Source organism: Halostagnicola larsenii XH-48, from assembly GCF_000517625.1.
Classification (GTDB): Archaea; Halobacteriota; Halobacteria; order Halobacteriales; family Natrialbaceae; genus Halostagnicola; species Halostagnicola larsenii.
Genome location: NZ_CP007055.1, coordinates 1827720 through 1853536, shown reverse-complemented (window position 1 = coordinate 1853536; position 25817 = coordinate 1827720). Strand labels below are relative to the sequence as shown.

The following is a 25817-nucleotide window of genomic DNA, read 5'->3' as shown; positions in this document are numbered from 1 at the left end:
AGTATCACCCCTCGCGGAACTCGACGCCTTTGCCACCGCGCGGGTGTTCCCAGTCCGTATCGGCGACGATGGCGCAAGTACCACACTCGACGCAGGGCTGGGTATCCAGGCTCACCACCGTCTCCTCGCTGCCGTTCGCCTGGACCGTCTCCGATCGATAACAGCCGCCGCCGAAGTCTTCGGCGCTGACCGGGCAGGCGTAGACGGCGGCCCCGCTCGCCTCGACCGAGTCGTCCCGCAGGTGGATGTGGGGGTTCCCGATGTCCGTATCGTAGGTGAGATCGCCGATCCGCTCCTCGAGGGACGGCGGTTCAATCTCGTTGTCCCAGTGGATCGTTCGGCCGTGTTCCTCCCCGATGATCGACGGGAGCGTCACGTAGCCCGTGGCGGTGTCGGGCAGCATCGAAACGAGAAACGGCGAGTTGTACGCCAGTTTCATCGCTCGCTTCGAGAGGGGGTTTCCGACGGCGACGCTCCCGACCGGCGAGTCGAGGACCCGCTCGACGGCGTTCGTGACCGCGTCGTGTTCGCCGACGGTGCGGGCGAGGTCGTACCGTCTCGGCCGGAGTTTCTCCATCGTCCCGGACCGCTCGAGCATTTTCGTGTAGCGCCGGCCGGCGCTTTCCGGATCGGCGTTGCCACGGGAAACGACGTAGGCGTCAGCCGCGAGCGCGCCCGCGCTGACCGCGTGGTTCATCCCCTTGATGATCGGCCCCTGGGCCTGCATCTGCCCCCCAGCATCGCCGACGAGGACCAGTCGATCCCGATACGGCTCCCTATGTGCGACCTTCTTCGAGTCGGGAACCAGCTTCGCGGCGTACTCACGTTCGTGATACTCGTCTCTGAACCACTGGGCTAGTAGCGGATGGGTGAGCAACGAGTCGAGCAGTTCGTGGGGTTCGGCCCGCTCCGCGACCAGACTGTCGAGGTGGAAGACGGTGCCGATCGAGAGCGAGTCCTCGTTGGTGTAGAGGAATCCGCCGCCGCGAACGTCGTCGAATAAGTCCCCCGAAAAGAGGTGTGCAACGCCTTCGTCGTCGTCGATTCCGAATCGATCAGCGATCGTCTCGGTGTCCATCTCGACGGTCGCCTTAACGCCCTGGAACCACTCGTCGGGGTCCTTCCAGTCCATCAGTTCCGCATCGCGGGCGAGTTCCGAATTCACGCCGTCGGCCGCGACGACGATATCCGCCGTAATCGGGTCGAGTTCGTCGCAGGTGACGCCGACGATTTCCCCGTTCTCTCGCAGCAGGCCGTTGACTCGAACATCGGTCAGGACGCCGCCGCCCGTTTCGCTCGTCTTCTCGTGGACGCGTTGCTCGAGCCACGAATCCATCGGTCGCCGAAGCACGGCGTCACACCACTCGGTGTCGTGTTCGTGGAGGTCAGTCAGGTCGTAGGTTTTGACTTTGGTTCCCGCGATGTTGTGGATCTTGTAGTCGGTGACGGGCCGCTCGCTCGCCTCCTCGCGGAAGTTTTCGAAGAGGTCGTCGATCGTGTACGGAGCCGACTCCTCGGCGTAGATGAGGCCGCCGGAGACGTTCTTCGAACCTGCTTCGGTGCCGCGCTCTAAGACGAGCGTCTCGACGCCGTGGTCTGCGAACCTCGCCGCGGCGGCGGCCCCGCCGGGACCGCAACCGACGACGACGGCTTCGTAGTGTTCGTACTTGTCCTCCGCCTGCGTCCGTTTACTGGTCGCCATCAGTCTCCACCTCCGTTCGTGTCGGCCGTCCCGTCGCCACCGCCGTCGGTTGCACTGCTCGTTTCCTCGCCACCGCCGTCGGTCGCGGCCTCGAGTTCGAACTCGCCCGATTCGACCGCCGCCGTGAGCTGCGGGAGGACCTCGAAGAGGTCCCCCTCGATGAAGTAATCACTGAAATCCCTAATTCTCGCGTCCGTATCCGTGTTTATCGCGACGATCGTGTCGGACTCGTCCATCCCGACCTTGTGCTGGACGGCACCCGAGACCCCCGCCGCGATGTAGCAGTCAGGGGCCACGACCTGTCCCGTTTCGCCGATCTGACGTTCTTCGCTCGAGTAGCGCTCGACGTGTCCCTCGAACTGGTAGGAGGAGGTGACGATCCCGCGCGTGATTCCCAGCGCGGCGTCTTCGAACGCGTCGACGAGGTCGAGTCCGAGTTCCATGCCCTCGGTGGGGTCGTCGCCGATCCCCCGTCCCAGACAGACGATCACGTCGTGGCCGGTCAGGTCGATCCCCTCCTCGAGCCGGTCGTATTCGGTAATCTCGACCGTGAACCAGTCGTCCTCGAGGGCCATGTCGTGCTCGACGATGAGGCCGTCTCGGTCGTCGTCGCGTTCGATCGGCTCGAAGCTGCCCGGAATGATCGAACAACCCTGCGGGTGGAAGTCGCGTCCGGGGTTGTCCAGACACAGGATCGTCGAGTACTCGAAGCCCGAGAAGTCGGGACGCTTCATGTGAAGTACCTTCTCGAAGGTCTTCTTGACGCCGGGTTCGCCGGTCTTCACGGGATTCGAGACCTCCTCTTCCTCGATGAAGAGATCCGAACAGTCCGAGGCGAGTCCAGAATCGAGTTCCGCCTGCACCTTCGCCGAGAGGTCCCGCCCGTTGTTCGTCGCCGGGAACAGGATATATCGTGGCTGGTCGTACTCGCGCCACTCGGTGCTCTCGCTCGTCCCTTCTCCGCGGGCCATGTGCGCCGAGATTTCGGTGTAGGGTTTGTGCAAGAACCGCTCGAGGCGCTCGTCGTCGTGGTAGACGGCGACGTCCGCGCCGTAGGCGATGCATTCCTCGGCGAGGCCCGAACAGTCCTCGCCCATCAGGAACGCGACGACGCGCTCCTCGTCACCGTATTCGTCCGCGAATTCGTCCATCAACGCTCGAGCCTTGCCGAGCATCTCCTTCGAAACCTCGAGCAACTCGCCTCCCTGCGTCTCACAGAAGACCCACATGTCCTCGTAGTCCCCGCCGTCGAGCGCTCGGACGTGGCGCTTGTCTCGAGTTGGGTGTGTGAGATTGTCGTCTTCCTCGGGCTCTTCGTCCGCCGTCTCAGTCGCTTCGTCTTCCGCTACGTCGTCGGCTCCTTCGTCGACCGCCTCGCCTTCGGCGTCCTCGCCGACGTCTTCTTCAGTCTCCTCGTACTCCCCTTCGGTTTCGTCGTCCGTTTCGACGCCCCCATTTTCAGTTCCGTTGTCCGTTTCGTCACCGTCCGCATCGGGTTCGTCAGCTGCGGAACCGTCGCTCGCCGGTTCGTCGACCTCCTCGAGTCGCCTGTGAACCGCCTCTCGGGCAGTTTTTCGATCCTGTCCTGCTCGCTCTGCCTCGAGCACCGCGTTCAATTCCTCGGCGTCGTCGACCGTTTCGAGTTCCTCGGTCAGTTCGTCGATCGTGTACTCGTCGGGATCGATTCCCACGGTCAGTCACCCCCCGCGTGGGGCCGCAGTTCCTCGAGCACCTGCCCCATCTCGTCTTCGTCTCCGGGCTCGATCATCGTCGCGTCTCGCTCTGCGGGCGCTTTCGGAATCGGATCGACCGAGGAGACGATGGTCGGCGAGCCGTCGAGGCCGATGTAGTCCGGGTCGAGGTTCAGATCCTCGTGGTTCCAGGTCGCGAGGTGGTCCTCGTGGTCGGCCGCCCGCGCCGTCGTTTCGCTGCGGAGGCGTTTGTGCGCCAGTCGGTGGGAAGCCGTGCGGTAGGTCGGCGAAAATTCCGGATCCGCGATGACCATACACGGCAGCGGCGCTTCGACGGTCTCGATTTCGTCGATATCGCCTTCGACGAGCCGTTTCGCCCGAAGGGTGCCCTCGTCGGGATCGATGTCGAGGGCTAATACGTGCGTGACGATCGGCCACTCGAGCGCCCAGGCGGTCTGGGGCCCGGTCTGGCCCGTCTCGCCGTCGGCCGTTTTGAACCCGGCGAAGACGAGGTCGATGTCCGCGATCTCCTCTCGGTACTTCTCGAGGCCCGAACAGAGCGTGATGGCAGTCGCCCAGGTGTCCGACGCCGCGAGTTCCCGATCCGAGAGGAGGTAACTGTCGTCTGTGTACACCGACTCCATGGCCTCCTCGAGGACGCTGGCGTAGCCCGGCGGTCCCATGCTCATGCCGGTGACGTGGCCGCCGTGGCGCACCTTCGTCTGGAGCGCTGCCTCGAGTGCCACTTCGTCGTTGGGATTCATCACTGTCGGCGTCTTCCCGCGCTCGAGATGGCCGTCCTCGTCGAAGGAGACGGCGCCCTCGGAGAAGTCGGGCACGCCTTTGGTCAGCACGACGGATCGCATGCGTCCCTCCGTAGCTGTGGTATGTGTGTCCGTAACATAACTCACCTCACGCTATCGACACTCTCGCTCTTAAGAATGTGGGTGCAAATCACCGACGGAAGACTGGACGGATCGCTTTTCGGATAGCCGTACTGACACAGCCCGGCGGTTACTCGAGGTCGCGTTCGGTCGTCCCCATCGTAATCTCGCCGTCGGCCCGGATCGTCCCGTCGACCTCGGCACGGGGCGCAATATCCAGCGTGTCACACGAAACGTCCCCGAGCACGCGGGCGTCCTTCTCGAGGACGACGTCGCCGTCGCGCGTCGTCAGATCGCCGTGGATTCGGGTTCCGTTTCCGACGTAGACGTCGCCTCGAGCGCGGAGGCTCCCGAAGATGTTACAGTCGGCGCCGACGTCGATCGTTTCGGCCCGGACGTTGCCGTGGAGTCGGCAGTCGGAACCGATTCGGGCGGGCGTCGAAACGCGCCAGGCGTCGTCGTTGACGGTCGCGTTTCCGGGGATGACCAGCGGCTCGGTTTCTGCCTCTTCGTCCTCGTCGACCATCTCAGAAATGAGTTGCTGGGCCGCGTCGTCCTCGCCGATCAGGAGGAGGTGTTTGAGGTAGACGAACAGGAACACGATGGTCGGCATCGGATTTCGGATGACGATCCAGCCGTTAGCTTCGAACCCCTCCTCGATGTCGACGTCATCGCCGATATCGAGGTCGCCGGCGACTTTCAGTTCGCCGTTGATATGGACTCGTTCGCCGAGGTAGGCATCCTGTCCGACGAGCACGTCGTCGTCGATGTCACACCACATATCGAGTCGACAGTCGCCTTCGGCTTCGATGGCGCCGTCGACCTCGACGTTTTCGCCAAGGAGGACGTTTCGGCCACGGATACCGAACTCGATGGTCGATCGGCCGCCGACGAGCACGTCGCCGTCGGTCACGAGGTCGACTTCCTTGGCTTCCGTCCCGTCGGGAACGACGAGTTCGTCGAGCGGATCCCTACTGAATGCCACACTCGCAACGAATGTGGTCCCCCGGTATTAAACCTCTCGCGCCGTCGGCCGTTCGTCAGACGAACCTGTCAACGGCTCGTCTCCTCGAGCCCCGAACGCGGGTTCAGTTGGTGGCCGCTCGAGGGACAGCGGCCGCTCGAGGAATCTGCTGGGAGTTCCGAAACGGAGCCCGGCCGAGCAAGTCGCCCCGCTTTTAATCCAGCGTCTCGTACGGTCGGCTATGACTACGCTCGCATTTGACGACACTGGCGTCGACGTTGTCTACGAGGGAACGGAGTTTCGCCTCGAGCAGGAACTCATCGAGGAGGCGACCGAAAAATCCTACTACGACGTCACCGATCACGAGGTGCTACAGATCGTCGCCGAACAACCGGACCTGCAGGGCGAGCCGCGCCGAATCGGCGACATCCTCGAGTAAGGATCCGCTCGTCGCGGTCTCGAGTCGTTAGTTACCTGCCCTCGAATCTTCTCGCACACTCTCGCACTGACCCGAGCATCGTCACGCACGCTCGAGACATCGACGCGCTCTCAGTCCCGGTCGCCGGTTGCAATCTCGATATCGCCGCGTTTTCCCCAGTCGACGTGGATCCGGCAGATGTACTCGCTCATCGCCGCGTCGGCCTCGAACTCGAGCGAGCGGGTTTCGTTTTTCTCGCCCATCACCTCGGTGCTGTGCCCGTCGACAACCGTTTCGTCCTCGTCCCAGAGCTCGAGATTGTGCGATTTGCCGTCGGCGTTCACCCACGTGATGACGTACTCCTCGCCTTCTGTGAGGACGAGCGTCGGGTTTTCCTCGCCCTCGATGAATTCGGGTTCGACGCCCTCGAATCTCGAGGTGGTAGCGCTCAGGCGGATTTCCTCGACGTCCGCCCACGCGTCGCCCTTAGCGTCTGTCTCTGTCGACTCGTCGTCTTCGTCTGCCTCGTCTCGTTCAGCGGCGTCGTCGCTGTCTCCGTTGTCGCTTCCATCGTCGCTCGACGTTTCTCCGTCGTCGGCCGCCGCCTCGTCGTCGCTGAGGCAACCGGCGGCGAGTGCGGTCGCCGTGGCGCTGCCAGCCAGCGCCAGCGCTCGGCGTCGGGCTATCGAATCGGGTCGTTCCATCGCGTCGATGCTCGAGTCGGTGCGATATAGGTAACCTCTCGTTACTATCACCAACGCGAGAGTATCAGCCCTGGTTGATCGACAAAACGAATCGCCGAGCGCGAGCGATGGTGGTTTATCGTTCCGTCACCCGCCGTTTCGTTACTGCTACCCGATCTGTCCGAGTTTCCGTGTTCGTGGTGTTTCTGGCCCGGAAACGACAGTGAAGACTTATGCGAAGACGGAACCGACTCCGCCCATGATAGTCGACGCGCTGAAATATCCGCTCGAGAGCGAGGACACGCTCGAGACGATGCTGATCGGCTCGGTGCTACTGATCGGTTCCGTTCTGATACTCCCCATTTTCGTTCTCACGGGGTATTTCGTCCGGGCGATACAGAACGCGTCGGACGGCCGCGAACCGCCGCGGTTCGAGGACTACGGAGGCCTCTTCGTCGACGGGGTCAAACTGACCGGCGTGTTCCTCGTCTACATCGTCGCATTCGTCCTCGCAGCGTTTGCGATGCTCTTCGTTCAGGAGTTCAACGAGACGGCAGCGCTGGCGCTGCTCTGGGCGGTGCTGATCCCGTTCTATTTCGGGCTGCTCTACTGCATGGGCGCCATTACGTATCGATTCAGTCGACGGCGGCGCATGCGCGACGCGTTGCAGGTTCGACGCGTCGTCCGGACGGCGCTCAGTCTCCGATACCTCGCTATCTTCGTGCTCGTGGTGGTAGTCGCCCCCATCGTCTTCACCGTTTTCCAGGTCGCACTCGCGTTCACCATAATCGGAATCCTGTTGATTCCGGCGGCGCTGCTTTACGAGTCTCTCGTGTACTCGAGGCTGCTGGCAGAGATCGAACGCCCAGCGGCGCGTTCGGGTCCCTAGTCGTTCGACCCGGCTACAAAGCGTCGACTTCGTCGCTCGTTACTCTCCGTACCGATCGGCCGCCGACTCGAAGCCCGTCTCCTCGAGTTCCCGGCCTCGGCGTTCCTCGAGCGCGGCGACGGCTTCCGGGTCGGGCGCGACGTCGTCGGTGATCCGCGCCCACGAGTTGTGGACCTTGGCGTGACACCACCGACAGAGATAGATCGTGATTTCGTGGGAGAGCTCGCCGTCGTCACCGCTATCCACGGCTGGTTCGTCGTCATCGGCGGCGGTGGCGGTCGTTTCGTCGCCACTGCCGACACCGTCGGTCGCCTCGAGCGTATCCCGGTAGGAGAGGTGGTGTTCTTCCAGCAGCGGCCGCTCGTCGGTCAGTTCGTTCAGCTTTTCCTCGAGGCCGCAGCGGACGCACTCCCGGTCCTGTTTGCGCGATCGAAAGTGCGGACAGTCGGCCCACGTGGCTTCGGACTCGGGGTTCGCGGGCGGGCAGGTGTAGTCGTCTTCGGCGCGCTCGCGGGCGAACTCCGGGTCGTGTTCGTAGTGGTCGAAGGCGTACCGACAGCGGCCCTCGCCGGTCAGGTGATCACAGAGCCCCGCGAACTCGTAGGGGTCGTCGACCCCAACTGACGTCCCTCGCGGCGTCTTCTCCATTTTGGGGTGTGTTGGACTCGAGGCCGTTTGAATCCACTGGGCTCGAGATTCGCTCGCTCTCGCTGTTCGCTCACTCATCCACTGGAAGGCGCTTCGCGACTTCCAAGCCGTTCGGTCACTTCGTGACCGAAGACCTCGCACAAAGTCGAATCACGGCTCACCGTCGGTTCGCCGCGATTCAGCGCGCGCCACCGCGCGTCGGTTCCGTGGTGTTCTCCGTATCTCGAGATGGAAACTCAGTACACGCCGTGGAGAAGCAGGTAGACGACGATTCCGAGCGAAAACGAGATCAGCCAGAGGCTCGCGGCGATCCGGCCGAATCGCGCGTGACTGGTCTGATAGAGTTCCTCGAGCGGGTAGGCGGCCGCTAACAGGAGCGCGTAGTACAGAAACGGGATGCAAACGATCGCCAGCAGGATGTGGATCGCGAGCACCGGCAGGTAGACGAACTGGTAGATCGCCTCCGGGCCGGGGAACGGCTGGGGGCCGCCGGTCGCGACCAGCCGATAGAGATAGAGCCCGAGGAAGGACGCGAACAGGCCGAACGAGGAAAGCATCGCGACCTTGTGCTTACCGATCTCGCCCCGGCGGATCCACCGCCACCCCATCGTGATCGTGCCGAGCGCGGTCAGGCTGATGAGCGCGTTGACGTGGGGGATCGCCTCGAGCAGACTCTCGGGGGCGGCCGGGACTACCGAGGGGGGAATTCGTCCGCCCGCGGCCGCGAAGACCACCGCGAGCGAGACCACGCTCAGGATACCCGTCAGCGGTGCGACGCGCTCTCGAGAAACGTATTCCATACGTACCCGTTCGGCCGGCGCGGGAAAGTGGTTACTGTCCTCGAGTTACCGCTCGAGGTTGCAACTCGACGGGGTATTGGACGGTCGAACCCGAGAGACTCTCGGGCGATCGACGGTTTCTCGAGAGTCGAAGAATCGACAGCGAGCGCACTCGCTCGCGGACGTTGGCTCCGGTAGAATTGTGCGTGGGTGATGTCCTCGGAGGAGATCACCTGCATCGTAATGGTGGACATCGTCCACCGGTGCGATGCGTGGGACCGGATTTGAACCGGCGGACCCCTACGGGACAGCGCCCTCAACGCTGCGCCGTTGGCCTGGCTTGGCTACCCACGCTCGCGTTTGCTTTCTGCACTCAATCGTATCCAGTGTGACTATTAAAGCCCTTTCCTTTAGTCCGACGCCTGCGGCGATATCACACGGAACCGTCCCAAGCGGAGCGTTCAAATGCGCGAAATGCCAAATGGTATCATGGCCAAATACTCGACGGGATCGTCCGGCGGCGGCGGTGGGACGTCCTGTGAACTCTGCGGCGCAGAGAGCGATTCGCTCACTCGCGCGAACGTCGCAGGCGCGGAACTCGAGGTCTGTCCGAACTGTGCACCCCACGACGATGCACAGCGAACGAGTAGCTCCCGTAGCGGCGACGGCGGGAACAGCGCTGGACGGGGGGACGAACCGAACCGAAAGCAAAAGGCGGCCCAAAACGTCGCCAAGGCGAACCCGATCTGGGACGGCGACTCCGAACACTGGGAGAAGGAGGGGACGAACTACGACGACGACCCGCTGCCGTACCTGGTCACCGGCTACGGCGACATCCTCGTCGAAGCCCGACAGGACGCCGGCTTGCAGCGGGGCGAACTCGCCGAGGTACTCGGGGTTCCCGAGAGCGACCTGCTCGCGGTCGAACAGGGCCGAGCGACCCAGGCCGGCATCGGGGGCGGCCTCATCGTCGCGCTCGAGGAGCGGTTGGACATCGAACTCGAGGAGTAACAGACGACTGCGGCCGTGACAGCGACACGGCGGATTCGATCGACCGCTCGACGCGGCGGGCAGACTTTTAGTGTCGGCAGACGGAGTCCAACCGATGAGCGGGCAACAGGCGGCAGCGGAGCCGTACACGACGCGGTTCGAAACCGAAGTGACGGCCGTCGACGGGCGACGCGTCTGGCTTGAGACGAGTTACTTCTACGCCGAGAGCGGCGGCCAACCGGCCGATCGGGGAACGATCGGCGACGTGGAGGTCGAAGACGTACAACTCGTCGACGGCGAGCACGTCCACGTCCTGTCCGAGGAGCCGACGTTCGGGGCCGAGCGTCGCGTGCTCTGCCGGATCGACTGGTCGTTTCGGATGTACTGCATGCGCGCGCACACGGCGAGTCACGCCCTCTACGGCGCGGGGCGAAACCTCCTCGCCGACCTGGGCTACGGCGGGTTCGACATCGGCCCGGAGAAGGTTCGCGTCGACCTCGAAACCACGACCGAAGTCGACGACGGACTGCTGGTCGAACTCAACGAGCAGGTCAATCGGGTCGTCTGGGAGTCCCGATCGGTTTCCTGGGAGGACGTTCCGGTCGCGGACGCCCGCGAGCGCGAGGACATCGCCTTCAACGAGGCGACCGAGGACGCCGCGTTCACGAAGGGGCGCGTCCGACTCGTGACGATCGGCGAGAAAGACGAGAACGGCCACAACGGCGTCGTCTCGCAGAATTCGTGGGACGTCGCCGCCTGCGGCGGCACGCACGTTCGAAACACCAGGGAGATCGGCCCGGTGACTGTTCTCGGACGATCGAACCCCGGCGAAGGGATGACTCGAGTCGAGTTCGCCGTCGGTCCGAACGCCATCGATCGACGGGCCACGGAGAAGGAGACAGCGTTCGCCGCCAAGTCGGAACTGGGCGTGGGACTCGCGGACGTCACCGACGAACTCGAGCGCCGTGCGGCCGAACGCAAAGAACTCGCGAACGCGCTGCGAACGCGGGAACGCGAACTCGTCGAAGCCCGACTCGAGCACGGCGAGATCCTCGAGCGCGACGGAGCGAAGTGGCTCCTCGCAGATGTCGGCGACATGTCGGCAGGCGTCGCGAGCGACGTACTCGACGATCGACGGAGCGAGTTCGGCGATGTCGTCGTCGCGACCGGCGAAACCGATTCCGTCTTCGCCGTCGTCGCAACCGACGAATCGACGCCCGCGACGGCGGTGCTCGAGGAGATTACCTCGGCGTTCGGCGGCGGTGGTGGCGGTTCTGATCGGCTCGCTCAGGGCGGCGGATTCGACGCCACGCCAGCGGAGATTCTGGCGGCCCTCGAGTGAGGAGCGTCGATCACGGGTGATCGATTACCCGCGGTTCGGTCGCGGTGTTACTCCCGCTTTTTCGTCGCGGATTTGATCTCGTCGCCCTCGCGCCACTGGTAGTAGCGGTACTCGGTCCCGCCGATCTCCGTGACCGAGACGGTCGCCCGTTCGGGGACGCCCGCGGGCGGCTCCTCTATCCTCTCGGGTGTCTCCTCCGTTCCCTCGGGCGGCTCTTCTCTTTCCTCGAGCGCTCTCGATTCCTCCCACGCTGCGCGCTCCTCGAGGTACGCCGCGACCGCCCGCAGCGTCGAGGGCTCCTCGTCCTCGAACACCGCGAGGGACTCGACCACGTCCGGGTCGAGGTCCGCGGGCGGGAGCGGGCGCTCGTCCTCGTCGTTCATCGAGCGTGAATCGCCGTCGAAGCGTCAAAACGTCACCGCTCGCGTACGGTCCCGCCGGACAATCCCTCCCAGTCGACGCGGTAGCCGAGCCGGGAGAGCATCGCGCTCGAGTCGGAGATACCGTATGACCCGAACGCCGCTTCGGCGGCCGCCAGATCCATCCCGTCCTCGAGCGTTTCCTCGAGGTCTTCGAGAACTGCAGGGCAAACGAGCGTTCGTCCGACGAGTTCGTGGTTCGGATACGACGGCTCCGACAGGGCGTCCTCGCTGACGCCGTAGGACTCGGCCAGCGCGGCGAGCGCCACCGCGTCCTCGTCCGGATCGATCTCGTCGGGGAGCGAGGCCACGCTCTCTGCCACGAGGTCGGATTCGAACTCCCGAAGGACGTCCGCGACGTCTTTGAGTCGAACGGACCCCGAGTAGGGGATCGCGCGGTGGTCTCGAGCGACGATTTCCTCGCCGACGCCGAGCGATTCGTCGACGGCGACGATCATGTCGACGTCCTCGAGGTTCGCGAGTTGTGCGAGTTTCTTCTCGACGTACTCGGGCGTCCAAAAGCCCATGATCTCGAGGTAGACCCGAAAGTCCGCGTGGTGGTAGTCGAACGCGAAGTCGGGGATCATCACGCGCGTCCCGCTCTCTAGGGCCTCGGGTTCGCGCACGAGGTCCCACTCGAGGTCGACGGCCGAGACGCGGGCGGCGAACTCCGATTCGACGCCGCTGTCGAAGGAGACGTCGACGACCGGCGCGGCGTCGGGAACCGATACCGGGTCGTCGTCCGAGAGCGTCATCGTTCGCTCGGTCCCGCGGTCGTCGATCGTCGCCTCGAGTCGCCACTCGCTCGTTTTCGCGACCGTCCGCAGCAACCTGGCAAAGCGGGTCCCGTACCGCCTCGTCGCGCGAAAGAGGTGCGTCGGGCCGGTGACGACGACCTCGCGCCCCGCCGGCGTCTTCTCGATTTCGTACATCAGCCGCAGGCGTTTGATCGCCGAAATTAGCGCCTTCGGGTCGCTCGAGCGGACGCGGATCTCCGTGGCGTCGAACAGTGCCGTCTGAGCCAGCGAGAGGTTGTACTGGGCGAGGAGTTCGTCGGGGCTCCAGCGCGAGTCGACCGTCTCAACGATCTGTCGGTCCTCGAGGTCGGCGTACAGCGACGTCGCGATATCGTCGGCGGATATCTCGAGGGTCTCGCCGGCCCCGACCAGCGCCATCGCGCGCTCCTCCTCGGAGGCGACCCCGCCGACGGCTTCGGCGGCCTCGAAGGCCGCCCTGCGGGCGCGAACCGGCTCGAGCGGCGCTTCGGTCTGGACCGTCGTCTCGCGATCCAACAGCGCAGCGAGCCCGCGGACCAGTTTAAACTCGTCGACGGGACGTTGTCGCTCGTTCGACGCCGATCCGTCCGAGGATTCCCCCACGCCGCTGATCCCCCGTTCGAGTTCCTCGAGCGCCGACTCGAGTGCGCCCCTCGACTCGCCGACGTGGCCCTGATAGATTCCGATGACCCGCGCCGCGAGCGGCCGGTGTTCGCGCCCGGCAAAGCGCGGCTGGTATCCCCCTCCTGCGCGCGAGACGCGCAACAGGTCCTTCGTCAACATCTATGAACCTATCAGCGCAGAGATGGTAAAAATCACCCGGTGTGAGTCCTGCGAGACTCGAGCTATCGCCGACGGTCGGCGACGCGCTCTTCGCTCGTCTCCCGGCTCACGACCTCGTACAACAGCGCTCGTCCGCCGTCGTCCTTCGGGCGAAGGATCCGACCGAGCCGCTGGGTGAACTCGCGTTCGCTGCCGCTCCCCGAGAGGACGATGGCGACGGAGGCGTCCGGAACGTCGACGCCCTCGTCGAGGACGTTCGAGGTTACCACGCGCGAGTAGGTGCCCTCGCGAAAGCGCTCGAGAATCTCCCGGCGCTCTTCCGTCCCAGTCCGATGCGTGATCGTGGGGATCAAGAATCGTTCGCTCACCTCGTACGCGAGGTCGTTCGAGGCGGTGAAGACGATGATCCGTTCGCCGCGGTGCTCGTCGAGAATCGACTCGAGCGCCCGTATCTTGGCGTCGCTTCCGCGGGTAATCTCTCGCGCACGTTGTCGTGCGAGCAGCGCCTCGCGGGCCTCCGCGTCGTTGCCCGAGCGCTTGACGAGTTCCTGGTAGTCCGAGCCGCTTTGCATTCGGATGTTCGAACTGGCGAGGTAGTCGGTGAAAATCGACTGGTTCCGCTCGTACTCCTCGCGCTCTTCGTCCGTGAGCGACACCTCGAGTCGTTTCATGTCGTAGGGCGCGAGGTGGTCTCCGGCGAGCTCGTCGACCTCGATCCGGTGGACGAGCGGGCCGACGAGGTCGGCGACCACTTCGTGGGCGTCGTCCGGCCGCTCGAACGTCGCCGTGAGTCCGAGCCGTGCGGGTGCGGCCAGCAGCCGAGCGATGTCGCGATACCCCTCCCCGCCGAGGTGGTGTACCTCGTCGAAGACGACGAGGCCGAACCGGTCGCCGACCGAGTCCGCCTTCAGGTACGCCGAGTCGTACGTCGAGACGGTGATCACCTCGAGTCGTTGTTCGCCGCCGCCGAATCGCCCGATCGGAACCTCGAACTCCCGTTCGAGTTCGCGTTCCCACTGCTCGAGGAGGTCGATCGTCGGAACCACGATCAGCGTCGGTCTCGAGAGGTGCTCGATCGCTTTCAGCCCGATCACCGTCTTGCCGCTGCCCGTCGGGAGTTCGAGAACGCCCGCGGGGGCAGGCGGGCAGTCGTCGTTACCCGGACTCGAGTCGGTCTCGAGCCAGCGCTCGAGGGCCGTCTCCTGATACTCCCGCAACGTATAGGCCGACTCGAGTTGCGGGATATGCTCGACCGAGAGGACTCGGTCATCGATCGTCACTCGATCCGCACTGACATCGGTGCCGGTGTTGTCAGTGCTGTGCTCGAGGGCTTCGAGAAGCGCTGCGTACTGAAATCCTGGAACACGATACGTGCCGGTTCGCGAGTCCGATTCGAACTCGAGGGAGGGCGACTCGAGAAGCTGCGAGCGAACGCGTTCGGGGAGGTCTCCGTCGAGACGGACCGTTCCATCCTCGTAGCGGAGGGTGAGATGAAACGCGTCGTCCGATTCCGGAGCCGTCATAGCAGGAACTCACGCCGGACGCACAAATATCGATTGGCTGGGGCCAGTTCGGCCGGCGAGCGTTCGAATTCGAGACCCACAGCGCGTCACGATCGCTACCAGGCGTACTGACACGTCCGGATGCGGACCTCAACCCTTTTATTACCGCTGTTCTTTGACTGGGATATGAGCGAAGACGAGGGCACAAATGCAGACGCCCAGGCCGTTTCGTCCGAGGAGGAATCCGACGACGGTGCCGACGGGAACGAGCGTTCGGCACGCCAAACCGACGAGTCCACCGGGGATGGACTCGATGCGTCAGACGCCGCGGATTCCGACACTGAATCGACTACCGACGAATCGCTCGAGGACGGACAACCCGCCGATACCGACGTCTCGACGACACTCGCCGACGCCGTCGCGGCGATTCCGGACGAGGACACCTCCGAGGAGGTCGATCGACTGCTCGCGGACGCGGTCGAACGCGAGGCGGACCTCGTCGGCCGCGTCGAAGAACAGGCCGAAACGATCGGCGAGCTTCGGGCGGCGCTCGGGCAGCGAGACGAACAACTCGAGGAGGCGGGAGCCGAAATCGAGGACCTCCAGAGCCGGCTCAAGCGCAAGCAAGCCGACTTCCAGAACTACAAGAAGCGAGCCAAAAAGCGCCAGGAGCAGATGAAAGAGCGCGCGACCGAAGACCTAGTCGAGCGGCTGGTCGGCGTTCGAGACAACCTCAAACGCGCACTCGAGGAGGAAAGCGGCGACGTTGAAAGCCTTCGCGACGGCGTCGACATGACCCTTCGAGAGTTCGACCGGATCCTCGAGGACGAGAACGTCACCGAAATCGATCCGGAACCGGGAGCCGAGGTCGACCCCCAACGCCACGAGGTCATGATGAACGTCGACAGCGACCAGCCCGAGGGAACGGTCGCGGACGTGTTTACGCCCGGCTACGAGATGGGCGAGAAGGTAATCCAGAACGCGCAGATCACCGTCTCGAACGGGGAATTCGCCGACGAGGACGACGAAAACGGGGCGGATGCGGACGGTGGGCCAGCCGAGGAGCCGGTAAACGAATCTGGAGACTCCGAAGCGGAACCCGAGAACTGACGCAGTTCGAAAACAGGTGTGCGACGAGAAGGCCGTACGTATTGCGTCCGCCCTTTTAGATTTGCTCACCTTCGATCGTCGGATCCGCCGCCTCTGTTTCTTCGAGAAACCGCCGAAGCTCGGTCGCGATCCGCTCCGGCGCTTCGGTCGGGCCGAGGTGACCGACGCCGTCGAACTCGAGGAGTCGGCTTTCGGGAAGTGCGTCGTGAACTGCCCGAACGCTCTCCCGGAGGTGCGACGGCCCCTCGCTCCCGGTCAGTAAAAGTGCTGGTGCGTCCACGTCCAGCGTCTCTGAAAGCTGGTGGTCCTCGAGCGCGCGGTCCATACGCGCCGCGTTCTCGACGTGTTCGGCGTACTCCGGCCAGGCGGGCCACTCTTCGAGCCAGCGATCGAGCTCGTCGATCTCGCCGCCGTGGATCACCTCCTCGAGGTGAAGTTTCATCGCCTCGCGACGATTGCCGTTCTCGAGTTGGGCCTGCATTCGGGACGCGAGGTTCGCTCGCTTTCGATAGTCGCCGACGAGGTACGCGGGTTCGTAGGCGATGACCGCTTGCACGGGCGCGTCTCGAGCGGCCTCGAGCGCTTGGAGGCCGCCAAAAGAGTGCCCGAACAGGATCGGATCGCCGGCCACGGCGTCGACTACTGCGCGAGCGTCTTCGACCTCGCGGCCGATATCGTACTCGTCGCCGTCGCCGCTGTCGCCGCGGCCTCGACGGTCCGGCCGAACGACAGTGAAGTCGTCCGAGAACCGAGGAACGAACGGCTCCCAATAGCGGCGCGTCCCGCCGCCGTGGAGGAGGACCAGCGGCGGACCGTCTCCGTCCGTCTCGTACGCGATACTGGTACCGTCTGCTGACGTGATCGTCTGCATGGGTGGATCGACGGATTTGGTGTCGACCCGGCTAAGCGTGTCTCGCAATCGTTCGGCAGTTTATCCGTCGTCGGTGACCGCGCCAATTCTCGCAGTTCACTCCGGCAGCGGCGGCCAGATCGAAGCCACCGTCGTCTCTATCAGGTGCGTCTGCGCGCGACGGAGCCGTTCGGAGAGCGACGACGGCGAAATCTCGAGTTCGTCGGCGACCGCCTCGAGTGACGCCGCCCGCGGAATCCGGTAGTGTCCCATCTCGTAGGCGGTCCGGAGCGCTTCCCGCTGTGGATCGGTCAGGCCGTCGCCCGGTTCTTCGGGTTCGCCGACGCGGCCGAGACGCCGGAGAGTGAATCCGGCGTTTTTCTGCCAGAATCGGCGGAACTCGTGGAACGCGTCTCGGTCGGCGAACCACCCGGTCTGGATCCAGCCCGTCGGCGTCGCGCGAATCCGATCGATGCTCGAGTCGGTCGTGGCCAGCGCGCGAAGCCCCGAGAGGTCGACGTGATCGCCGAGTTGTTCGACGATTCCGACAGCCGGGATCACTTGATATCGACGCGTCTCGCCGGCCTGCCCGAGCACCGTATACGTCGCGACAAAGGACGACGACTCGAGCGCCCGCTCGACTGCGTCGGGTGAATCGTGGGTGACGTGAACGATGAACGGCGGCCGATTGCCGTGATTGAACTGTATCTCGACCTCGATGGCTGCCGCCGGAGCGGCTTCGGCAACCTCGACCAGCGGGAGCGCTTCGCAGTGGATCTCGAATTCGGCGACGAGGCCCATGACGGGATCATTCCACCCAACGAACATCCGTGTGTTGATACGATTTGTCCGGTCATTCGCGAACCGGAGACTCGAGAACCCCGAAATTTTTATTCGCATCCCAACTGCCGAAAGTCGGCGATAAACGCGCTCTCTGTGGGTTTTATTCGTAGGTCGGTCCCAGCTAGTAAGCTTTAAAACAAAGTGCGCGTTATACCCGGCCAGATGACGAGCAACAAGATTCTCGGGATCGACCTCGGGACGACGAACAGTGCCTTCGCAGTGATGGAAGGCGGTGACCCGGAGATCATCGTCAACTCGGAGGGAGATCGGACGACGCCGTCGATTGTGGCCTTTACCGACGACGAACGGCTCGTCGGCAAACCGGCGAAGAATCAGGCGATTCAGAACCCGGAAAAGACCATCTCCTCGATCAAACGCCACATGGGCGAGGAGGACTACACCGTCGAAATCGAGGGCGAGGAGTACACGCCCGAAGAGATTTCGGCGATGATCCTCCAGAAGATCAAACGCGACGCCGAAGAGTACCTCGGTGACGACTTAGAGCGGGCGGTCATCACGGTACCGGCGTACTTCTCGGATCGACAGCGCCAGGCGACCAAGGATGCCGGCGAGATCGCCGGCTTCGAGGTCGAGCGGATCATTAACGAGCCGACCGCGGCGTCGATGGCCTACGGCTTAGAGGACGACGCCGATCAGACCGTCCTCGTCTACGACCTCGGCGGCGGGACGTTCGACGTGTCGATCCTCGACCTGGGCGGCGGCGTCTACGAGGTCGTCGCGACCAACGGCGACAACGACCTCGGCGGCGACGACTGGGACCACGCCATCATCGACTGGCTGGCCGAGCAGTTCGAGGCCGAACACGGCGTCGACCTCCGCGAGGACCGACAGGCCCTCCAGCGGCTCAAAGACGCCGCGGAGGAGGCCAAAATCGAACTCAGCAGCCGGAAGGAAACCGAGATCAACCTGCCCTTCATCACGGCGACCGACGACGGCCCGATCCACCTCGAAGAGAGCATGACTCGAGCCAAGTTCGAGTCGCTCACGTCGGACCTCATCGAGCGCACGGTCGAACCGACCGAACAGGCGCTCGAGGACGCGGGCTACGACAAGGGCGACATCGACGAAGTCCTGCTCGTCGGCGGCTCGACCCGAATGCCACAGGTCGCGGACAAGGTCGAGGAACTCATCGGCGAAGAGCCACAGAAGAACGTCAACCCCGACGAGGCCGTCGCGCTCGGTGCGGCGATTCAGGGTGGCGTCCTCGGCGGCGAGGTCGACGATGTCGTGTTGCTCGACGTGACGCCGCTCTCGCTCGGTATCGAGGTCAAGGGCGGTCTCTTCGAGCGACTCATCGAGAAGAACACGACGATCCCGACCGAGGAGTCGAAGGTCTTCACGACCGCCGCGGACAACCAGACGTCGGTGCAGGTCCGGGTCTTCCAGGGCGAGCGCGAACTCGCCGAGAAGAACGAACTGCTCGGCGAGTTCCACCTGACCGGCATCCCGCCGGCACCGGCCGGAACGCCCCAGATCGAGGTCGGCTTCTCGATCGACGAGAACGGGATCGTCAACGTCTCCGCCGAAGACAAGGGAACCGGCACCAGCGAGGAGATCACGATCGAAGGCGGCGCCGGTCTCTCCGACGACGAGATCGACCGACTGCAGGAAGAAGCAGAAGAACACGCCGAAGAGGACCAGCAGCGCCGCGAACGGATCGAGGCGCGCAACTCCGCCGAGGCCGCGATCCAGCGCGCGGAGACGCTCCTCGAGGAGAACGAGGAGGTCGACGACGAGATCCGCGAGAGCGTCGAATCGGCCGTCGAGGACTTAGAAGAGACGATCGACGACGAGGACGCCGACGCAGAGGACATCGAGGCGGCGACCGAAACCCTGAGCAAGGAGCTCCAGGAGATCGGCAAACAGCTCTATCAGGACGCCGGTGCGGGCGCCGCGGGCGGTGCGGGTCCCGGCGCCGGTGCGGCAGGAGCCGGCGCTGCCGGCGGACCGGGAGCCGCGGGCGGTGCCGGAATGGGAGGCGGCATGGGTGGCGGCCCGAATCCCGGAGCGGGCGGCCCAGATGCGGGTGACGACGAGTACGTCGACGCCGACTTCGAAGACGTCGAGGACGAAAGCGGCGACGACGACGGCGACGACGGCGACGACTCCTAACGACCCCGGCTCCTAACGACCCCGAACGCTCGTCCTCGCGGATCGGTCACGAGGTCGGACAAACGGTCATTTCAAGTGGCTCAATCGATTACCGTGGGGTAACGAATGAGTGAGGATTTCTACGATGTTCTCGGCGTGAGTCCGGACGCTTCGCCCGAGGAGATCAAGCAGGCTTACCGATCGAAGGCGACGGAGTATCATCCGGACGTCAGCGACGACCCCAACGCCGAAGAGAAGTTCAAGAAGATACAGAAGGCGAAACAGGTCCTGACGGACGAGGAGAAACGAAGCGCCTACGATCGGATGGGCCACGACCAGTACGAGCAGGCCGAAAAACACGGGTACGACGCCAGCCAGGGCGGAGCCGGCGGCATGGGCGGCGGCCCATTCGGTGGAATGGGTGGCGGTGCCGGCGGTATGGGCGGCGGTGGCGGCCTCGGCGACATCTTCGAGCAGGTCTTCGGCGGTGGCGGCGGCCGCGGGAGACGCGGCCCCCAGAAAGGCAGAAACATGCGAACTGATCTCGAGATCGACCTCGAGGAGGCCTACGAGGGGGCTCAAAAGCAGTTCACGATCGCCAGACCTGAAGCGTGTGACACCTGTCACGGCGAGGGACATCCGCCGGACGCGGACGCACAGACATGTCCGGAGTGTCAGGGCCGCGGGCAGGTCACACAGGTCCAACAGACCCCGCTCGGGCGCGTCCAGCAGACGACGGCCTGTCCGCGCTGTGAGGGCGAGGGGACGCTCTACTCGGAGACCTGCGGCGACTGTCGCGGCGAAGGGTACGTCCGCGAGGAGGTCACGCTCACCGTCGACGTTCCCGCGGGCATTCAGGACGGGCAGACGCTCCGAATGGAAGGCGAAGGGGGTCCGAGTCCGGAGGGCGGCCCGAGCGGCGACCTGCTGATCGACGTTTCGATCCGCGAGCACGAGGAGTTCGAACGCGACGGCAACGACCTCCGATACCGCCTCCCGATTTCGTTCCCGCAGGCGACGTTCGGCGATACGGTCGAAGTGCCGACGCTCGACGGCGCGGCCGAGTTCGAGATTCCGGACGGGACCCAGAGCGGCGAAACCTTCCGTCTCGAGGGTAAAGGGATGCCCCGACTCCAGCGCCGCGGCAGCGGTGACCTCTTCGTGCAGGTCCAGGTCGTCACGCCCGATAGCTTAAACGCTGAACAGCGAGAGGCCCTCGAGGCGTTCGCGGAAGCCGGCGGCGACGAAATCGAGGTCAACGAAGGCTTCTTCGAGAAGATCAAGCGAGCCTTTTGAACTGATCGCTCGTCGATCGAATAGCTACAATCCGTGTCGATTGGTATGCTCCGACACGAGCCTTATCTTCGTGGGCGTGGTAGTTCCTTGCGGGTGTTACAACGCCATGCCAGCACAACAGATCCTGTTACTCGCCGGCGATTTCGTCGAAGACTACGAGGTAATGGTCCCGTTTCAGGCCCTCGAGATGGTCGGCCACGACGTCCACGCGGTCTGTCCGGAGAAGGCCGCCGGAGATAGCTGCCCGACCGCCGTTCACGATTTCGAGGGCGATCAGACCTACACGGAAAAACCCGGCCACAACTTCGAACTGACCCACGATTTCGACGCCGTCGACCCGACCGAGTACGACGCGCTGGTCGTTCCGGGCGGTCGCGCACCCGAGTATCTCCGAACCTACGACGAGGTGCTCGAGATCGTTCGGCACTTTTTCGAGGCCGACAAACCTGTCGCGTCCCTGTGTCACGGCGCGCAGATCCTGGCGGCCGCCGACGTGCTCGAGGGCCGAACCTGCACGGCCTATCCCGCGCTGCAGGCGGACGTGGAAGGCGCGGGCGGTACGTGGGAGGACGGCGTCGTTCGAGACGAGACCCTCGTCACCGGTCAGGCGTGGCCGGACCATCCCGAGTGGCTCGCCGAGTTCCTCGACGTGCTCGGGACCGAAATCGAGCACGCCAAGGCCGCTCCAGCGGACGATTGATGGCTCCGGCAGATGATTGACGACCCTGACGGACGGCTAACGGTTTCGGCAGACGACTGACGCGGTGTGTCACCGGACCGCAGTTCAGGTTCGGACGGTCCGCTCCCGAGCGGTGACGCGAGTCGGCGTCCTTTTTCCGCTCCGAACGAATTGTCGGGTATGACCGCAGCAACGGTCGGCGACCTGTTCGCTCGAGACCGGCGAACGGACCGACCCGCACTCGAGGACGCCACCGGCCGGACCTACGACGCTCACTGGCTCTGTACGAGCGCGTGGAAGGCGGGGAACTTCCTCCGACACAGCGGAGTCAGAGAAGGGGTGTCCGTCGGCGTCGTCGGCTCCGGACCCATGGCGCTGCTTTCGTTTTTCGGGACCACACTGCTCGAGGGGACGACCAGGTTCGATCCGCCGACGAATCTCGTCGATGAGGGCACCAGCGAGTCGTCCGCAGCGGGCGACGCGTACCGGGTGGTCGTCGCCCCGACTCCGCGCGTCGGCGACTATCGACTGCCGACGGGTGGCCAACGGATCGGATACGGCGAGAGCCCGGACGAGCCCGCCGTTCACCACCTGGATACCGGCCTCTGGAGCGAGAACCCGTCGTTTCCGCCGATCGACACCGATCCCGAAACGCCGGTGCTAACCGACGGGGATCGGACAGTCACCCACGGCGAACTCCTCGAATGCGGGCGAGACGTGATCGCGACGAACGACATCGAAACGGGAGATCGAGTCGTCGTCAGAGCGCCGCTATCGGATCCGCGGGCGGTCGCCGCAGGCGTGATCGCACCGCTGCTCGCTGACGGGGTCTGCGTCCTCTCGAGCGGACATGCCGAGAGCAACGCTTCCGAAGGCAGCACGGACGCCGCTCTCGAGGATCGCGGCGCGTACGCGGTGACGATGTCTGATCGCGAGTCGACGCCCGAACCGAGACGCATCGATCTCGAGCGTGTCTCGATATAGTTAGAGAAACGGATCGCTGCAGTCGATGACGACCCCGTGTTGGGGGCAGACGTACTTGCAGTGGCGCTTGTACATCGGCGTTTCACAGAACGGACACGGCGGTCCGGTTCCGCGCTCGAAGTCGCGTTCGGTCTCAGAATCCGGCTCGTCGCCAGATCCAGTGTCGCTATTGCTCATCGATTGTCCTCGCTAGGGCGTCTCGTATCCGGTGCAACGAACGGCGTCGCTATCAACGTGACGACTGCTCGAAGGCTGAAACGAAAAACCGAATCGATGAATCGACGCTTCGACCGCCTGCGTTAGTGAATGAGTCGTACTCCCGTTCTTAGCACTCGCTCCAGCCACAGGACTCGCAGGTCTTGCAGCCTTCCGAGAAGTAAAGCGAGAGCGAGCCACAGGACGGACATTCCGGCGATTCGCCGGCGTCGATTAAGTCCTGCGTGGCGTCGTGGTCGTCGACGGGTGGCTGTGCTGTAGCACCGCCGTCGGTCTCGTGTGCGTCGGCCGGTTCAACGCCCATCTCGGCGTCGGCTGACTCCTCGAGTGTCGCCTGTTTCGGGTACGGTTTGTCGATCTCGTTGTCGAGATAGCGGCGCATCGCGGTGCCGATGGCGTCTGGAATCGACTGAATCTGCTCGCCTTTGTCCCAGGCGACTTTCGGACTGCGCGTGCCACAGAGTTCGTCGACGATCTCCTCCGGATCGACGCCCGAGCGCAGCGAGGTCGAGATGACCTTCGCCAGCGCTTCGGTAAAGGAGTTCGTGAAGCCGCCCGAGTGGCCGATGTTCGCGAATAGTTCGAACGGCTGGCCGGTCTCGGGATCCTCGTTGATCGTCACGTAGACTTTGCCGTAGCCGGTGTCGATCCGCTGGCTGACACCCTGCAGGGCGTCGGGTCGCTCGCGTTTCTCGGTGAAGTCGACGTGAACCGTCTCGCCTTCGTCGGCGAGCAGCGAGTCGACGTCCTCTTCGAGGATGTCCTGGACATCCTCGCTCTCGAGGAAGGCCTCGAGCCCGCCGAAGATCTCGTCGATCTGGTCGACGAGCGCCTCGGCAGCCTCGGTTTCGTCGGCGAAGTCGGCGTTGTCCGCGCGGGTCGTCAGCACCTGCTTCGAGCGGGTGCCGTCGCGGTAGTAGGTGACGCCCTTGCCGCCGTTGTCGTAGACCCACTCGAAGACTTCCTTCGCGTCCTCGAGCGTGGAGTCGTTCGGCGCGTTGACCGTCTTCGAGATGGCCGAGTCGACGCCGTTCTGGCAGGCACACTGGACTGCGGCATGTTGTTTCGCCGAGAGGTCGCTGGTGATGACGAACAGTTCGCCGATGGCGTCAGGAACCGTCTCGAGACCCTCGACGCCGTCGAACTGGTTGGTCGCCATCTGCTCTTGAGCTTCTTCCTTGACGGCGTCGACGTCGATGTCGTTGTCCTCTAGGGTGCGCAGGAAGTAGTCGTCGAACTCGACTAACATCTCCTCGCCCTGCACGTCGTCGGTGACGTTCTTGTAGTAGGCGACGTTGTAGATCGGTTCGCAGCCGCCGGTCGTGTTGCCGACCATCGAGGTGGTTCCGGTCGGGGCGATGGTGGTGACGTTGTGGTTGCGGATCGGGAAGCCGTCTGCCCAGTCGTCTGCGTCTTCGCCGGTCTGTTTTTCGAACCACTCGCGGTACTCGGTCGGGTTCGCGTACTTGGATTCGTCCCAGTCGTTGAACGAACCGCGTTCGGTCGCGAGTTCGTGGCTCTTGGCCTTCGCGCCGTGGTTGATGTGGGTCAACAGCTGGCTGGCGATCTCGTTTCCTTCCTCGCTGCCGTATTTCACGCCGAGTTGGACGTACAACTGGGCGAGGCCCATGACGCCCAAACCGATCTTGCGCATGTCGCGGACGGTTTGCTCGATGTCTTCGACGGGGAAATCCGACATCGTGACGACGTTCTCGAGGAATCGCGTGCCGTACTCGATGCGTTCGTCGAACTCCTCGAAGTCGATGGCCTCCTTGAGGAAGGCCTCGATGGCGGCCTCGTGGGAGTCGTACTCGTCTCCGTGTTGCTCGGACCAGACGCGCCAGTCGGGCGCGTCGAGGTCGGCGAGCGTCGAGAGGTTGATGTGGCCGAGGTTGCAGGCCTCGTTCTCCTCGAGGGGCTGTTCGCCGCACGGGTTCGTCGCGAGAATGCGGTGGTCCGGTTCCGCCTCGACGTCGAAGGAGTGTTCCTTGTTCACTCGCTCGAGGTAGATCACGCCGGGTTCGCCGTTCTCGTGAGCGCCTTCGACGATGCGTTCGAAGATGAGTTCGGCGGGGATCGAAAGCGGTTCGCCGACCTCGACGTGCTCGCCGAGGTCGTAGCGACCGTACATCTCCTTGGTTTCCTCGGTGGCGATGTGTGGCTCTTCCGTGCGCGGGTTGGTGAACGTGTACTCCTCGTCGTTCTGGACGGCTTCCATGAAGTCGTCCGTGACGCCGACGGAGATGTTGAAGTTAGAGAGGTGACCTTCGACGGCGTTGCGCAGGTGTTTCGGAACGCGTCCGTCGTCGTCGATGAGTTCTCGAGCCTCCTCGAGCGCCTCGCTGAAGGAGGTGTATGTGTAGTCGTCGGGGTCGTTGAGTCGCAGCGTGTGGGCCAGCGAGACGTCCTTGTTCTTCGCGTGGATGAACTCGATGACGTCGGGGTGGGAGACGCGCATGATTCCCATCTGTGCGCCGCGTCGGGTCCCGCCCTGTGCGATGGTCTCGCAGAGCTGGTCGTAGGTCCGCATGAAGGTGATCGGGCCCGACGCGATCCCGCCGGTCGATCCGACGGCGTCGCCGAACGGGCGAAGCTTCCAGAAGCCGTAGCCGACGCCGCCGCCGGACTGGAAGACTTCCGCGGCCTTCTTGGCCGTCTCGTGGATATCCGAGAGGTCGTCGTCCGGGGACATGACGAAACAGGCCGAGAGCTGCTGGAGTTCGTCGCCGGCGTTCATCAGCGTCGGAGAGTTCGGCATAAAAGAAAGCGACTCCATGCCTTCGGTGAACGTTTCGGCGACGTCCTCGACGTGCTCGCGGACGTCAGCTGGCAGTTCCGGAACGACGGTGTCGTAGGCGAACTTGTTGACGTTGGTTTCCGTAAGTGTCGTTTCAACGTCGTCTGCTGCGGTGACGCCATCACCGAAAACTTCCTCGGCGAGTTCGTCTCGCCGCGGGTGGTCCGGTTTGAGCTGGTCGGGCGTGACGGTGATCTCGAGGTCCCGTTTTTCGGCCTCGTACGGCGCTTCTGCGAGCGCGATGTTGCGCCCGACGCGTTCGAAGAGTTCTTCTTGCGTTTCGATCAGGTCGCCGCTTGCGTCTTTGCGAAGATAGCGAGCCGGCAGAATATTCTGATAGGCGTTATCGGTCAGGCGCTCCGCTAAAGTGTCCCCGTCGGTGCGCTTGATCGGCAGTGTAAGATCGTCCGCAGAGAGGTCAGACTTACTCATGCGCGAGACACCTCGAGGCGAATACGTC

Annotated in this window: 22 protein-coding genes, 1 tRNA gene and 1 pseudogene; 9 read left to right on the top strand and 15 right to left on the bottom strand. The window is 64.1% G+C overall.

All coding sequences use genetic code 11. From position 1 onward, the window contains the following. Nucleotides 1-4 precede the first annotated feature (4 nt). The 4 genes from HALLA_RS09370 to HALLA_RS09355 form a co-directional block, all read right to left on the bottom strand. The gene (locus HALLA_RS09370; RefSeq protein WP_049953104.1) at nt 5-1702 is read right to left on the bottom strand and encodes an FAD-dependent oxidoreductase; all 1698 of its coding nucleotides are present in this window, start codon (nt 1700-1702) and stop codon (nt 5-7) included. Further along, nucleotides 1702-3393, bottom strand: a complete 1692-nt coding sequence (locus tag HALLA_RS09365; protein ID WP_049953103.1) for an electron transfer flavoprotein subunit alpha/FixB family protein — start codon at nt 3391-3393, stop codon at nt 1702-1704. The genes HALLA_RS09370 and HALLA_RS09365 overlap by 1 nt, the downstream gene beginning before the upstream one ends. A gap of 2 nt (nt 3394-3395) precedes the next feature. Continuing rightward, nucleotides 3396-4259, bottom strand: a complete 864-nt coding sequence (locus HALLA_RS09360) for an electron transfer flavoprotein subunit beta/FixA family protein (protein ID WP_049953102.1) — start codon at nt 4257-4259, stop codon at nt 3396-3398. 148 nt (nt 4260-4407) lie between these two features. Then, a complete protein-coding gene (locus HALLA_RS09355; RefSeq protein WP_049953101.1) occupies nt 4408-5262 on the bottom strand; it encodes a polymer-forming cytoskeletal protein in 855 nt (284 codons plus the stop codon). A 220-nt stretch (nt 5263-5482) separates the two neighbouring features. On the opposite strand from HALLA_RS09355, the gene HALLA_RS09350 reads away from it, so the two are divergent. After that, entirely contained in the window at nt 5483-5680 is a 198-nt protein-coding gene (locus tag HALLA_RS09350) for a DUF5800 family protein (RefSeq protein ID WP_049953100.1), read from the top strand. 110 nt (nt 5681-5790) lie between these two features. Here HALLA_RS09350 and HALLA_RS09345 read toward each other — a convergent pair whose 3' ends face one another. Next, nucleotides 5791-6363 (bottom strand): cupredoxin domain-containing protein, encoded by a 573-nt coding sequence (locus HALLA_RS09345; protein ID WP_049953099.1) that lies wholly within the window; start codon nt 6361-6363, stop codon nt 5791-5793. Nucleotides 6364-6601: 238 nt separating this feature from the next. Between HALLA_RS09345 and HALLA_RS09340 the strand changes: the two genes are divergently transcribed. Then, nucleotides 6602-7231, top strand: a complete 630-nt coding sequence (locus tag HALLA_RS09340; protein ID WP_049953098.1) for a DUF4013 domain-containing protein — start codon at nt 6602-6604, stop codon at nt 7229-7231. A gap of 39 nt (nt 7232-7270) precedes the next feature. Here the strand turns inward: HALLA_RS09340 and HALLA_RS09335 are convergent, their stop codons facing one another. From HALLA_RS09335 to HALLA_RS09325, 3 genes are all read right to left on the bottom strand, one after another. Further along, nucleotides 7271-7879 (bottom strand): DUF7097 family protein, encoded by a 609-nt coding sequence (locus tag HALLA_RS09335; RefSeq protein WP_049953097.1) that lies wholly within the window; start codon nt 7877-7879, stop codon nt 7271-7273. A 236-nt stretch (nt 7880-8115) separates the two neighbouring features. Next, a complete protein-coding gene (locus HALLA_RS09330; protein ID WP_049953096.1) occupies nt 8116-8679 on the bottom strand; it encodes a DUF420 domain-containing protein in 564 nt (187 codons plus the stop codon). 248 nt (nt 8680-8927) lie between these two features. Beyond that, nucleotides 8928-9012: transfer RNA gene (locus HALLA_RS09325), tRNA-Leu, on the bottom strand. A gap of 135 nt (nt 9013-9147) precedes the next feature. Here HALLA_RS09325 and HALLA_RS09320 point away from each other — a divergent pair. Both HALLA_RS09320 and HALLA_RS09315 read left to right on the top strand, forming a co-directional pair. Further along, the gene (locus tag HALLA_RS09320) at nt 9148-9669 is read left to right on the top strand and encodes a helix-turn-helix domain-containing protein (protein ID WP_049954062.1); all 522 of its coding nucleotides are present in this window, start codon (nt 9148-9150) and stop codon (nt 9667-9669) included. 94 nt (nt 9670-9763) lie between these two features. Beyond that, entirely contained in the window at nt 9764-10990 is a 1227-nt protein-coding gene (locus tag HALLA_RS09315) for a serine-tRNA(Ala) deacylase AlaX (protein WP_049954061.1), read from the top strand. A gap of 47 nt (nt 10991-11037) precedes the next feature. Here HALLA_RS09315 and HALLA_RS09310 read toward each other — a convergent pair whose 3' ends face one another. From HALLA_RS09310 to HALLA_RS09300, 3 genes are all read right to left on the bottom strand, one after another. Next, on the bottom strand, nt 11038-11373 hold the full coding sequence (locus HALLA_RS09310; RefSeq protein ID WP_049953095.1) for a hypothetical protein: 336 nt from the start codon (nt 11371-11373) through the stop codon (nt 11038-11040). 32 nt (nt 11374-11405) lie between these two features. Continuing rightward, on the bottom strand, nt 11406-12968 hold the full coding sequence (locus tag HALLA_RS09305) for a DUF790 family protein (protein WP_049953094.1): 1563 nt from the start codon (nt 12966-12968) through the stop codon (nt 11406-11408). 62 nt (nt 12969-13030) lie between these two features. Beyond that, nucleotides 13031-14491 carry a DEAD/DEAH box helicase gene (locus HALLA_RS09300; RefSeq protein WP_049953093.1) on the bottom strand — a complete coding sequence of 487 codons (1461 nt, stop codon included), beginning with the start codon at nt 14489-14491 and terminating at the stop codon, nt 13031-13033. A gap of 165 nt (nt 14492-14656) precedes the next feature. On the opposite strand from HALLA_RS09300, the pseudogene grpE reads away from it, so the two are divergent. Then, a pseudogene (gene grpE, locus HALLA_RS09295) lies at nt 14657-15577 on the top strand (nucleotide exchange factor GrpE); the annotation flags it as partial. Between the two features lie 58 nt (nt 15578-15635). Here the strand turns inward: grpE and HALLA_RS09290 are convergent. Together HALLA_RS09290 and HALLA_RS09285 are read right to left on the bottom strand one after the other, a co-directional pair. Then, a complete protein-coding gene (locus HALLA_RS09290) occupies nt 15636-16451 on the bottom strand; it encodes an alpha/beta fold hydrolase (RefSeq protein ID WP_049953092.1) in 816 nt (271 codons plus the stop codon). Between the two features lie 96 nt (nt 16452-16547). Further along, complete coding sequence (locus HALLA_RS09285; protein ID WP_049954060.1) at nt 16548-17231, bottom strand: helix-turn-helix domain-containing protein; 684 nt, start codon at nt 17229-17231, stop codon at nt 16548-16550. A gap of 204 nt (nt 17232-17435) precedes the next feature. On the opposite strand from HALLA_RS09285, the gene dnaK reads away from it, so the two are divergent. The 4 genes from dnaK to HALLA_RS09265 all read left to right on the top strand — a co-directional run bounded on the left by dnaK (nt 17436) and on the right by HALLA_RS09265 (nt 22344). Continuing rightward, a complete protein-coding gene (dnaK, locus tag HALLA_RS09280; RefSeq protein ID WP_049953091.1) occupies nt 17436-19406 on the top strand; it encodes a molecular chaperone DnaK in 1971 nt (656 codons plus the stop codon). A gap of 105 nt (nt 19407-19511) precedes the next feature. Next, nucleotides 19512-20681 (top strand): molecular chaperone DnaJ, encoded by a 1170-nt coding sequence (gene dnaJ / locus HALLA_RS09275; protein ID WP_049953090.1) that lies wholly within the window; start codon nt 19512-19514, stop codon nt 20679-20681. Between the two features lie 106 nt (nt 20682-20787). Then, nucleotides 20788-21381 carry a DJ-1/PfpI family protein gene (locus tag HALLA_RS09270; RefSeq protein WP_049953089.1) on the top strand — a complete coding sequence of 198 codons (594 nt, stop codon included), beginning with the start codon at nt 20788-20790 and terminating at the stop codon, nt 21379-21381. Between the two features lie 159 nt (nt 21382-21540). Then, on the top strand, nt 21541-22344 hold the full coding sequence (locus HALLA_RS09265) for a hypothetical protein (RefSeq protein ID WP_049953088.1): 804 nt from the start codon (nt 21541-21543) through the stop codon (nt 22342-22344). Here HALLA_RS09265 and HALLA_RS21050 read toward each other — a convergent pair whose 3' ends face one another. Beyond that, nucleotides 22345-22521, bottom strand: coding sequence for an HVO_2523 family zinc finger protein (locus tag HALLA_RS21050; protein WP_169732128.1), 177 nt, complete (start codon nt 22519-22521; stop codon nt 22345-22347). 148 nt (nt 22522-22669) lie between these two features. Further along, nucleotides 22670-25789, bottom strand: a complete 3120-nt coding sequence (locus tag HALLA_RS09260; protein ID WP_049953087.1) for an adenosylcobalamin-dependent ribonucleoside-diphosphate reductase — start codon at nt 25787-25789, stop codon at nt 22670-22672. Nucleotides 25790-25817 lie beyond the last annotated feature (28 nt).

Coding starts and splice junctions, on each gene's coding strand:
- dnaK (WP_049953091.1), top strand. CDS start 17,436: ATGACGAGCAACAAGATTCTCGGGATCGACCTCGGGACGACGAACAGT.
- dnaJ (WP_049953090.1), top strand. CDS start 19,512: ATGAGTGAGGATTTCTACGATGTTCTCGGCGTGAGTCCGGACGCTTCG.
- HALLA_RS09310 (WP_049953095.1), bottom strand. CDS start 11,373: ATGAACGACGAGGACGAGCGCCCGCTCCCGCCCGCGGACCTCGACCCG.
- HALLA_RS09350 (WP_049953100.1), top strand. CDS start 5,483: ATGACTACGCTCGCATTTGACGACACTGGCGTCGACGTTGTCTACGAG.
- HALLA_RS09315 (WP_049954061.1), top strand. CDS start 9,764: ATGAGCGGGCAACAGGCGGCAGCGGAGCCGTACACGACGCGGTTCGAA.
- HALLA_RS09370 (WP_049953104.1), bottom strand. CDS start 1,702: ATGGCGACCAGTAAACGGACGCAGGCGGAGGACAAGTACGAACACTAC.
- HALLA_RS09335 (WP_049953097.1), bottom strand. CDS start 7,879: ATGGAGAAGACGCCGCGAGGGACGTCAGTTGGGGTCGACGACCCCTAC.
- HALLA_RS09360 (WP_049953102.1), bottom strand. CDS start 4,259: ATGCGATCCGTCGTGCTGACCAAAGGCGTGCCCGACTTCTCCGAGGGC.
- HALLA_RS21050 (WP_169732128.1), bottom strand. CDS start 22,521: ATGAGCAATAGCGACACTGGATCTGGCGACGAGCCGGATTCTGAGACC.
- HALLA_RS09305 (WP_049953094.1), bottom strand. CDS start 12,968: ATGTTGACGAAGGACCTGTTGCGCGTCTCGCGCGCAGGAGGGGGATAC.
- HALLA_RS09345 (WP_049953099.1), bottom strand. CDS start 6,363: ATGGAACGACCCGATTCGATAGCCCGACGCCGAGCGCTGGCGCTGGCT.
- HALLA_RS09265 (WP_049953088.1), top strand. CDS start 21,541: ATGACCGCAGCAACGGTCGGCGACCTGTTCGCTCGAGACCGGCGAACG.
- HALLA_RS09340 (WP_049953098.1), top strand. CDS start 6,602: ATGATAGTCGACGCGCTGAAATATCCGCTCGAGAGCGAGGACACGCTC.
- HALLA_RS09330 (WP_049953096.1), bottom strand. CDS start 8,679: ATGGAATACGTTTCTCGAGAGCGCGTCGCACCGCTGACGGGTATCCTG.
- HALLA_RS09285 (WP_049954060.1), bottom strand. CDS start 17,231: ATGGGCCTCGTCGCCGAATTCGAGATCCACTGCGAAGCGCTCCCGCTG.
- HALLA_RS09270 (WP_049953089.1), top strand. CDS start 20,788: ATGCCAGCACAACAGATCCTGTTACTCGCCGGCGATTTCGTCGAAGAC.
- HALLA_RS09260 (WP_049953087.1), bottom strand. CDS start 25,789: ATGAGTAAGTCTGACCTCTCTGCGGACGATCTTACACTGCCGATCAAG.
- HALLA_RS09300 (WP_049953093.1), bottom strand. CDS start 14,491: ATGACGGCTCCGGAATCGGACGACGCGTTTCATCTCACCCTCCGCTAC.
- HALLA_RS09290 (WP_049953092.1), bottom strand. CDS start 16,451: ATGCAGACGATCACGTCAGCAGACGGTACCAGTATCGCGTACGAGACG.
- HALLA_RS09320 (WP_049954062.1), top strand. CDS start 9,148: ATGGCCAAATACTCGACGGGATCGTCCGGCGGCGGCGGTGGGACGTCC.